The organism is Streptomyces sp. 4F14 (assembly GCF_048159485.1).
In the GTDB taxonomy this organism is placed as follows: Bacteria; Actinomycetota; Actinomycetes; order Streptomycetales; family Streptomycetaceae; genus Streptomyces.
This window is the reverse complement of the sequence record NZ_JBLRVY010000055.1, coordinates 26,636-35,283: the sequence shown is the minus strand read 5'-3', so window position 1 is coordinate 35,283 and position 8,648 is coordinate 26,636. Positions and strand designations below refer to the sequence as shown.

10 protein-coding genes are annotated in these 8,648 nt (G+C 68.2%); 1 reads left to right on the top strand and 9 read right to left on the bottom strand.

Annotated elements, in window-relative coordinates; translation table 11 throughout:
* The first annotated feature begins 546 nt into the window (after positions 1–546).
* Complete coding sequence (locus ACLZOT_RS49080; RefSeq protein ID WP_416975828.1) at positions 547–885, top strand: HIT domain-containing protein; 339 nt, start codon at positions 547–549, stop codon at positions 883–885.
* 20 nt (positions 886–905) lie between these two features.
* Here ACLZOT_RS49080 and ACLZOT_RS49075 read toward each other — a convergent pair whose 3' ends face one another.
* The 9 genes from ACLZOT_RS49075 to ACLZOT_RS49035 all read right to left on the bottom strand — a co-directional run bounded on the left by ACLZOT_RS49075 (position 906) and on the right by ACLZOT_RS49035 (position 8,535).
* The gene (locus tag ACLZOT_RS49075; RefSeq protein WP_416975827.1) at positions 906–2,045 is read right to left on the bottom strand and encodes a UDP-N-acetylglucosamine--N-acetylmuramyl-(pentapeptide) pyrophosphoryl-undecaprenol N-acetylglucosamine transferase; all 1,140 of its coding nucleotides are present in this window, start codon (positions 2,043–2,045) and stop codon (positions 906–908) included.
* A 60-nt stretch (positions 2,046–2,105) separates the two neighbouring features.
* A complete protein-coding gene (locus tag ACLZOT_RS49070) occupies positions 2,106–2,870 on the bottom strand; it encodes a formylglycine-generating enzyme family protein (protein WP_416975826.1) in 765 nt (254 codons plus the stop codon).
* 61 nt (positions 2,871–2,931) lie between these two features.
* A complete protein-coding gene (locus ACLZOT_RS49065) occupies positions 2,932–4,050 on the bottom strand; it encodes a glycosyltransferase family 4 protein (protein WP_416975825.1) in 1,119 nt (372 codons plus the stop codon).
* Entirely contained in the window at positions 4,047–4,775 is a 729-nt protein-coding gene (locus ACLZOT_RS49060) for a WbqC family protein (RefSeq protein ID WP_416975824.1), read from the bottom strand. The genes ACLZOT_RS49065 and ACLZOT_RS49060 overlap by 4 nt, the downstream gene beginning before the upstream one ends.
* Positions 4,772–5,479: a PIG-L deacetylase family protein gene (locus ACLZOT_RS49055; RefSeq protein ID WP_416975823.1), complete on the bottom strand. Its 708-nt coding sequence runs from the start codon at positions 5,477–5,479 to the stop codon at positions 4,772–4,774. Before ACLZOT_RS49055 ends, ACLZOT_RS49060 begins: the two co-directional genes overlap by 4 nt.
* Positions 5,479–6,006: a dCTP deaminase domain-containing protein gene (locus ACLZOT_RS49050; protein WP_416975822.1), complete on the bottom strand. Its 528-nt coding sequence runs from the start codon at positions 6,004–6,006 to the stop codon at positions 5,479–5,481. The genes ACLZOT_RS49055 and ACLZOT_RS49050 overlap by 1 nt, the downstream gene beginning before the upstream one ends.
* Entirely contained in the window at positions 6,003–6,551 is a 549-nt protein-coding gene (locus tag ACLZOT_RS49045; RefSeq protein ID WP_416975821.1) for a dCTP deaminase domain-containing protein, read from the bottom strand. The genes ACLZOT_RS49050 and ACLZOT_RS49045 overlap by 4 nt, the downstream gene beginning before the upstream one ends.
* Positions 6,548–7,360 carry a TauD/TfdA family dioxygenase gene (locus ACLZOT_RS49040; RefSeq protein WP_416975820.1) on the bottom strand — a complete coding sequence of 271 codons (813 nt, stop codon included), beginning with the start codon at positions 7,358–7,360 and terminating at the stop codon, positions 6,548–6,550. The genes ACLZOT_RS49045 and ACLZOT_RS49040 overlap by 4 nt, the downstream gene beginning before the upstream one ends.
* Complete coding sequence (locus tag ACLZOT_RS49035; protein ID WP_416975819.1) at positions 7,357–8,535, bottom strand: metallophosphoesterase; 1,179 nt, start codon at positions 8,533–8,535, stop codon at positions 7,357–7,359. The genes ACLZOT_RS49040 and ACLZOT_RS49035 overlap by 4 nt, the downstream gene beginning before the upstream one ends.
* Between the last annotated feature and the right edge of the window lie 113 nt (positions 8,536–8,648).

The window sequence follows — 8,648 nt, the reverse complement described above, 5'->3', positions numbered from 1 at the left end:
CCACCGCACTCATCTCCCTCACCCGGCTCGGACGCCGCACCGGCCACTCCGGTGCGCCGACCTCAGCCTAAGCCACGGTCGAACATATGTGCGATTCAACGGTCAGGGGAGCTGGGGCCAGAGGGTGGCGCGCGGAGCGGAGAGGCGCCAGCCGCACTTCCATCGAGTTCACCCCGAACCCTCCAAAGGTCCGCCGATTCCACCGAACCGCCAGCCAGCGCAAGCCCTCAGGCGGCGACCGAGGCGGCGCGACACCCGCCAGAGGGGCGCAACGAGGGCGCTGGGGGCGCTTCGAGCGATCGATCGACCGAGGAGTCAGCGGCCCCATTTCACCCCAGAGGGGAATAATTCGATAAATCCGCACCTTGAGTTATTTCGAAAATTATTTCGACCAATGCCTCGCGAAGGTGCTCAGCAATTGGAAGGTCGCGACCCCATGTAGCCTGAGCCGTGATCGACATCACAGAAACGATGGGATGAAGCTACTTCCGAGTCGCCTCCGGGCGGCTTCCTTTTCTTGCATTTCTATAGATTGGATAGGTTAAATTGTCGGATTTCTATTGCGATGAAGCGTTGTCCGGGAAGACGCCGATCAAGGTGGTGGAGGAAACTGACACGGTACTGGCCTTCGAGCACACCCGGCCGAGTTACCCGGTCCACATTGTGGTGGTCCCCAAGAAGCACACCCCATCGTTGGTGAACCTCGGGGACAGCGGCGAAGACCTCCTCATGGATGTCCTGCGAGTGGTGCGCCAAGTTGCCGCCCAGGTTCGGGAGGAACACGGAGCTGCCTGCATCGTGACGAACGAGGGCGACTACCAGGAGTCGAAGCACATGCACTGGCATGTGCTGTTCCAGGGAGAGTTGCCCGAGGGGCGGGTCTGACCACGGGCAACCTGGTGGAGTCACTTCCTGCGGTGATCCCGAAGGCACGCAAGCCATTGGGTCCGGTTCGCGATGTCCCGTGCCGCGGAGCGGATCTTCTCCCGGTCGGGTCGCGGTTTGGCGGCCTGGAGCTGCGGGAGCAAGTGCGCACAAGCTGTCACGATTGCGCGGCCGTCCGCGAGTTGGTCGTCGTCCGGGACGACGAGGCAGGTTGCGCGTCGGGCGTACGCCTGGGCGTTGTCCAACTGGTCGCCCCGGCTCACCGATGCCGGGAGCGGGATCAGTACTGCGGGCTTCTGTAGTGCTTCCAGTTCGGCGAGGGTGGTGGCGCCGGCTCGGCCGATCACGAGGTCGGCCAGCCACAGGGCGTCGACCATGTCGTCGTGCAGGTACTCCAGTTGCCAGTACCTGGCGGTTCGACTGAAGGTGGGGTCGAGGTTGCTGCGGCCGCAGATGTGGATGACGGAGAACCGGGCGGTGAGGGACGGGAGTTGGCGGCGGATGGCGTCGTTGATGCGGGTGCTGCCGCTGCTGCCGCAGAAGATCAGCAGGACCGGAAGGTCGGTGGGGATGCCGAGTTGGGTGCGGAGTTTCTCCGGTTGTCCGTCCGCGAGGTCGTCGCGTAGGGGGAGGCCGGTGACGACGGTCTTGCGTGTCAGTCGACGGGACAGGTTCTGTCCGGGTTCGGCCAGGTAGACGGTGTGGGCGAGGCGGGCGAGGATGCGGTTGGCCAGTCCGAGGGTGTGGTCGGATTCGTGGATGGCCAGGGGAATCCGGTTCAGCCAGGCGGCCACTCCGACCGGTACGGAGACGTAGCTGCCTTTGCTGAAGACGACGTCGGGGCGTTCGCGGCGCATTGCCCGCCAGGCGGTGAACACGCCGTGGAGCACGGTGAGCGGCATGACGACGTTCTTCCAGGAGCGGTAGCGGTGCAGGCCGGCGGAGGGGACGGGGGCGAGTCGGATGCCCGCTTTGTCGGCGAGGTCGGCTTCGATGCTGTCGGCGCGTCCGAAGTAGACCAGATCGATGCCGGCTCGGCGGAGTTCGGCGGCGACGGCCAGGGCGGGGACGACGTGTCCGGCGCTGGCGCCGCCGGTGATCGCGACCTTCAGCGGCTGCGGTGCGCGATGGGTGGGCTGGATTTCATACCGGCTGTTCATTCGTGGGTCTTTCCATTAAAGAGGGCTGGCCATTGCTTTCCATGGTCATATTCGCTCCGGTCAGGAGTCATCGACCACGATCCGAAAGCCTAGATTCACGTTTCGGTCACCGGGGAAAGAAAAGTGCCGGTTGTTGCAGAGGCCGTACCATTTCGGGTACGAGTAGGAGCCGCCGCGGATGATGTGTCCGGCGGGCAAGGTTTTTCCTTTCCAGCGGGACGAGGTGGGTTCGGTGTCGGGCCCTCGGGGGTCGGTGACGTCGGTGGTGTCGGGGTAGGGGGCGTACCAGTCGGAGTACCATTGCCAGAGCACGCCGTTCAGGGCTCGGATTCCGTGCGGGTTCGGTGTTTGTTCTGCGGTGTTCCAGCAAGCCAAGAAGGCTTCGGGCCAGGTGCGGCCTGTGTGCTTGCGGCGGATGACGCGGTGAGAGTCACAGGTGACGGTGCACGGGCAGTCGGCCCGTAGTGCGTGTTCGTACTCGGCTTCGGTGGGCAGCCGGTAGGCGCGGCCGTCGCGCTGGGACAGCCAGGCGATGAGGCCGAGGGCGTCGTCGTGGGAGACGCCGACGACGGGGACGTCGTCGCCGTGGATGTTGGCCTCGCTGAACAGAGGGCCGGGTCTCCAGTCGCCGTCCCAGATTTCGAGTTGAGGGTCCGCGGTGATGCCGTGAGCGGTGCGGTAGGCCTGGTAGAGGCCGGTGCTGACGGGAGTGGTCTGCCAGTGGACGGTCTTGGTGACATGCACGGTCTGGAGCCAGCCGTTGGTGACGCGGCGTCGGAAGGTTCCGGGTGGGACAGGGGCGAAGGCCAGGTCGGTGCTGGGCACGTTGCCCTCCTGATGGACGGGAGTGAGAGGGCGGTTGGGGTGGCCCCCCGTTGGCAGGGGGTCAGGTGCGGGAGGAGTTGGCGGCGCGGGTGGTCAGGGCGGCGAGTTGACCGGCGGTGGCGGCGATGTCGTAGCGGCGGGCGTTGTCCAGGTCGGCGCGGATGAGGGCGTCGCGCCAGTGGGTGTCGTGGGCGAGCTGGTCGATCGCGGCGGCGAGGCTGTCGGGGGCGCCGGGGGTGTAAGGGTTGCCGGCCTGGGCGAGGGTGACGCCCATGCCGGGGAGGTCGGAGTAGACGACGGGCAGGCCGTGGGCCTGGGCCTCGATGGCGACGAGGCCGAAGGCTTCCAGTTCGGCGGTGGTGAACACGAAGGCGTCGAAGTCGGGGAAACGGCGCCAGAGTTCCTCGCGAGGAAGGAACGGTTCGAAGGTGACGCAGTCGCTCACGCCGAGGTCGTGGGCGGTGTCGGTGAGGTGGGTGAGTTCGGGGCCGCTGCCAATGACGGTGAGCCGGTGAGGTCGTCTGGTCAGGGCGAGGGCCTGGATGGCGGTGACGGTGGACTTGTTCTCGTCGAGGCGGCCCGCGTGGAGCAGGGAGAGCGGGCTGTTGCTGTCGTGCGGGCGGTGGCGTACGTGGGCGTGGGCGGTGGGGATGCCCCAGGGGATGGTGGTGATCCGGTCGGTGTGGCGGTGGTGGGTGAGGTGGGCGATGCGTTCGGCGAGGGTGGAGTTGGGGGCGACGACGAAGGCGCTGGCGGTAACGACCTCGGTCAGGGTGTCGCAGGCCTGTTCGAGGTGAGTGGCGGCCAGGACGTCGGTGCCGTGCGCGATGCTGATGACGGGGATGCCGGCGGCGGCGCGGGTGAGCGCGGGGCTGAGTCCGAAGCCCAGCTGCTGGGCGTGGATGACGTCGGGTCGGCGCCGGGTGATCAGCTCTTCGACCTCGGCGGTCAGTTCGTCGATGTAGGTGGCGAACTGCGGTGTGCCGTAGGGCTGTTTGGTCGTGCGGAGGGTGTGCAGGCGGTCGAAGGGGTGGTGCCAGGCAGGGTCGACGGGCGGCAGGGGCAGGAAGGTCGTGCGGGTGTCGGGGGTGGCGCGGTAGGTGTCGGCGGCGAGGATCATGCTGCCGCAGGACGGTCCGGCCGGCAGGTCGATGCCCGTGAGGATGCGGGTGGGGCTCATCCGGTCACTCCGTTCAACTGGGAGCGGTAGGTGGTGAATTCGTCGAGGAGCAGGGTGCGCAGGCCGGCCCATCCGAGGTTGCACGCGGCGTCGACTACCGAGAGGGCGGGCATGAATCCCCGGAAGGCCCAGGTCTGCGGGTAGACGGGGTGGCGCGGGGCGTACTCGTTCCACAGGACGGTGATGCCGGCGCGAGTGAGGGGCGCGGTGTCGAGGTAGCCGCGGGTGCCGGACCCGGCCCACAGCACAAACTGCCCGGTGCGCTCGCAGACGGTGGCGATCCGTTCGATGCGGCCGGTGGGCGGCAGGGCCATGCCGGAGGTCGAGCGGAGGTCGCAGCGGGCGCCGAGCGCGTCGCGGATGCGGTGCAGGATCTCGGCGTTGAGATCGGCCAGGAACAGGTGCCCCGCGTTCAGGGGCGGGGCGAGAACGTCCATCGTCTCGTCGAAGAACGCGGTCCGGCCATAGGCCATGCGCAGGGTGCGCAGGAGGGTTTCGGGGGCGAAGGCGTCGGCGATGCGGGCTTCGCGGATCAGCTGGCCGTGTTTCTTGACGACGGGGACGGTGATCCACTGAGTGCCGGTCTTGGTCTTGATCCGGTTGCGGTTCTGCCAGCCGCCGTCCTCGAACTGCACGTCGTCGTAGAGCGCGACCACGTCGCAGGCCACCAGGGCTTCGCAGAAGGCGAGCCAGGGCAGGAACGCCGGCTGCTCGATGTAGATCACGAGTGCTCCGGCGGGCCGTCGAGGAGAAGCAGTGCGGGAACCAGGGCCTCGTAGGACCGTCCGTCGGCGGTCTGCTGCGGGAGCAGGCTCCAGCCCGCCTCCGCGGCGCGATGCCGGGTGAACGCGTCGGTGAGGTAGTAGCGGCCGGACTGGGTCTTGTGGGCCTGGAGGGCCTTGACCTTGGCGTCGAGGTGATCGGTGATGTCGACCAGGACGGTCGGGGTCACCTTCTGGTGGGGGCCGAAGGGCTGGCCGCACAGGATCGTGGTGCAGGTGGGAACCCGGACCACGGCGTTCAGCGCGGCCCGTGACACCGCGTGGTGGTCCTGGTGGTCGCGTCCGTCGTGCACCGGATGGGTCAGCAGCACGGTGCACTCCAGACGGACCAGCGCGGCTTCGATCCGGGAGATCAGCTGCCGATCGAGGTGGAGTGCGCCGTCGGCGAGGTTCAGGCATTCGACGCCGATTCCGGTGCCGTCGTAGGAGGCGACGGACTCGGCGGGCCGGGTGGTGGAGTCCAGCGTCGTCCCGACGGCCTGGTCGGCGAGCGAGACGCCGTTCGTGCCGTCGGTCACGAGCAGCACCGTCACGGTTGCGCCGGCGTCGCGCCAGCGGCGCAGCGTGCCGAAGAAGAGGAGTTCGGCGTCGTCCGGGTGGGCGACCACCGCGACCACCCTGTCCTTGGAAGAGAGCAGGAGCGGCATCAGCCCACCGCCCCGAAGTCGCGGTGGACCTGCGAGGGCATGGGGAGAGTGGAACCCTGATATTTGCCGTCGTACAGGACGATCCTGCCCAGCGGGCGCCAGAAGGTGACCTGGCCGACGCGCATCCCGGGGTAGATCCGCACGGGCTGGACGGCGTGCAGTTGCAGCGTCCACCGGTTGATGGAGCCGATGTCGATCAGGTCGGCGGTGACGTGGACGAACAGCCCCAGACGCGCGGTGGAGGAGCGGGCCCGGATGATCGGCACGAAGTGCTCGCTGCCCATGGTCTCGACGGTGGAGGCCAGGTAGATCCGGTGGGGTTCCAGGACGAGGCCGTCCGCCGGGATGGTGCCGCGTACGAAGGGGTTGTCCGTGCGGCAGTCCAGTACGTCCTCGCGGTACCAGCCGATGTCCTCGCTGAGGTGGAAGTCGTAGCTGTTGGGGCTCACGCAGCCGGGGTCGAAGGGCTCGATGGTGATCTCGCCGCTCTTCACGCGGTGGGTGATCTCGGGTCCGGTGAGGATCATGCCGTCGCCTCCAGGACACGGGTCGCGTTGCCGAGCGCGGCGTGCGGGTGGCAGGGTGCGGGCTCGCTGATGTGCCCGTAGTAGCCCTGGTAGGGCTGGCGGTGGCCCTCGTGCGCCCAGAAGGACACCTGGCCGATCCTCATTCCGGAGTAGACGCGCAAGGGCTGGACGGCGACCATTTCCAGGGTCCAGCTGTGGCAGGCGCCCAACTGGCCGAGGTCTGCGCTGATCTGAAGGAACAGGCCCAGACGTCCGAGGGAGGAGCGCCCGATCAGGCTGGGGACGTAGACACCGCTCCCGATGGTCTCGGCCGTGGCCCCGAGGTAGACCGTGCGCGGCTGGAGCACGTACCCGTCCTCGGGGATCGCGATCTCCTCGCACGGCGTGTCGCGGCGGGCGTCGACGATGTCCACGGCCGGCACCTTCAGGGTGCTGCCGAGACGGTAGTTGTAGGAGTTGGGGTTGACCATCGCCTCGTCGAACGGGCTGATGGTGATCTCCCCACGCTGGACGGCCTCAGCAATGGCCGTACCGGTGAGGATCACAGCACGCCCCTTCCGGCCACGTAGGTCTGGCGCAGCAGGCGCCGCTCGTCCCCAGGAAGCTCGTGCTGGCCTTCTCCCAGCGGCATGCGGCCGTGGGCGTAGCGCAGTTGGTCCCACACTAGGAGCTGGCCGGGCTCCAGACGGTGTGTGGTGCGCTGCGCGTGGACGGCCGCGGTGAGGCGGGCGAACGCCGCAGCCGCTTCGTCCGCCGCGACCCGGTCCGTGTCCACCAACTGCCCTTGGTCCAGGTGAGGGCCCATCTTGCTGGTGAAGCGAACGGGCAGCCCCCATGCCTTGCGGCGCGGCACGATCGGGAAGACGCCGAGGGAAGGGCCAACGCCGTACACGCCTTCGTCGGTCCAGTACCGGTAGGCGGGCTTCTTCAGGAGTTCGAGGTCCTCGGAGGACAGGGACAGGACGGCCGCCCACATGTCCGCCAGAGCGGACGCGCCACCGCCCCGGGGGTCGTCGCGTACGCAGTACAGGGCGATGATCCGCGGGGTCTGCTCGCGGTCGACCATGTCGATGTGGAGCCGGTTCTCCCCGGTGCCGTGAGTACGTCCGGGATCGACGTCCGGCCGCACCGTCAGGTCGCTCCACGGGCCGAAATCCGGATACACGCTGAGCACCGTGCCGAGGGCGGACAACAGGCCCAGCGCCATGGACTGGTTGCGTTCGTGGTCGGTGGGGTCGTCGAACGCGATCACCGCGCGCCCCTCTAGAGGGCCGTAGAACTCTTCCTCGAAGGAGCGGTGACCGTCGGGTCCTTCGAAGAGATGAGTGGCGCCCAGGACGGGTAAGGCACTCATGCAGCCCCCTTGGTGAGAGAGATGACGGTGGAACGCAGGGTGGTGCGGGGCACGACGGGAAGGTGGGGAATCCCCAGCCGGTCGGCCAGGTAGGCGGTGGTGGCCACGGTGACGTGCCCATCGGTGAACGCACAGGCGAAGACGGGTTCCTCGCCAAGGACCTTCACCTTGCGCACGAGTTCGCCGGTGTCGTGTTCACCTGCGAGGCGCACCAGCGCGGTGTCGAACGGCACCGCGTCGGCCAGTGCCCCGCGCGTCACCGTCCGCGGCAGGCCGGCACGCAGGGTCGGCAGGTTCAGCAGGAAGGCGTCGGTTCCGCTGTCCGTGCGGGCTTTGGCCGCCAGCAGCCAGGCCAAGACAGTCCGGTCCGGAACCGCGGTCGCGAGACGGCCGACGATCTCGGCTCCCCATGCCCCGTACCCAGGCAGGAAGCCCGCACCCGGTCCGGCCAGGCCGGCGGCCGGCGGGTGGTACTCCGTGGTGAAGGTCTGCGCGCCGGTGCCGTCGAAGTCGATACGCAGCAGTCCGGCGCCCAGCTCCGGGGCCTTGACGACATGCCGTGGACCCGACGTCCAGTGGTACTGCTCACGGTGGCAGTGGGCCGCCACGATCAGGTCGAACGGGCTCAACCCGCTTTCCTGAAGGGCCACATCGTGCTGGAAGCCGCTGTGGCTCACCCCGATGACGACATCGGCTCCCAAGGAGAGCAGCCGGTCGCGTTCGGCGGCCAGCAACTCGGCGGACACTTCCTGGAAGGTGAACCCGGCCCGCTCCGCCGCCGGAACCGCTTCGTACGCCTGCGCGCCGATGAACCCGACCATACCGACCCGCAGACCGTGTGCGGGAAGGAGCAGGCCGTTCTCCCACCGCCCGCCGAAACCGGAGGGCGGTCTCAGGTTGCAGCAGACCACCGGCGGGAACCGCTGCGGGTCCCGCAGACGCATCAAGTCGGCGAGGTCGTGGTTCCCCGGCACGACGGCGTCGTAGCACTCGCGGAGGATCTGCTCCTCGGCTGCGCCCTGCGAGTACTCGTGGAAGGCGTTGCCGCCGAAGAAGTCCCCCGCATCGATGACGAGGGCACCGGCCTCTCGGTGGCGGGCCAAGGCGGCGAGGGTCGCATTGCCGCCCGGGACGCTGGAGTGGAAGTCGCATGTGGCGACGACAGCTGTGCGCATGCGGCTCCTTCGAGGGAAGCAGGAAGAGGTACGAGTTGAAGCGCGCAGGGCGGTTCGGGACCGGCAGGCCCGAGCGGCTTGCCGCTCGGGCTCGTCAGCCGCCGTGCGCAGCG

What these genes read in the sequence shown, in the direction of transcription:
- ACLZOT_RS49075 (WP_416975827.1), bottom strand. Translation starts at nt 2,045, where the DNA reads ATGAACAGCCGGTATGAAATCCAGCCCACCCATCGCGCACCGCAGCCG.
- ACLZOT_RS49065 (WP_416975825.1), bottom strand. Translation starts at nt 4,050, where the DNA reads ATGAGCCCCACCCGCATCCTCACGGGCATCGACCTGCCGGCCGGACCG.
- ACLZOT_RS49055 (WP_416975823.1), bottom strand. Translation starts at nt 5,479, where the DNA reads ATGCCGCTCCTGCTCTCTTCCAAGGACAGGGTGGTCGCGGTGGTCGCC.
- ACLZOT_RS49050 (WP_416975822.1), bottom strand. Translation starts at nt 6,006, where the DNA reads ATGATCCTCACCGGACCCGAGATCACCCACCGCGTGAAGAGCGGCGAG.
- ACLZOT_RS49040 (WP_416975820.1), bottom strand. Translation starts at nt 7,360, where the DNA reads ATGAGTGCCTTACCCGTCCTGGGCGCCACTCATCTCTTCGAAGGACCC.
- ACLZOT_RS49035 (WP_416975819.1), bottom strand. Translation starts at nt 8,535, where the DNA reads ATGCGCACAGCTGTCGTCGCCACATGCGACTTCCACTCCAGCGTCCCG.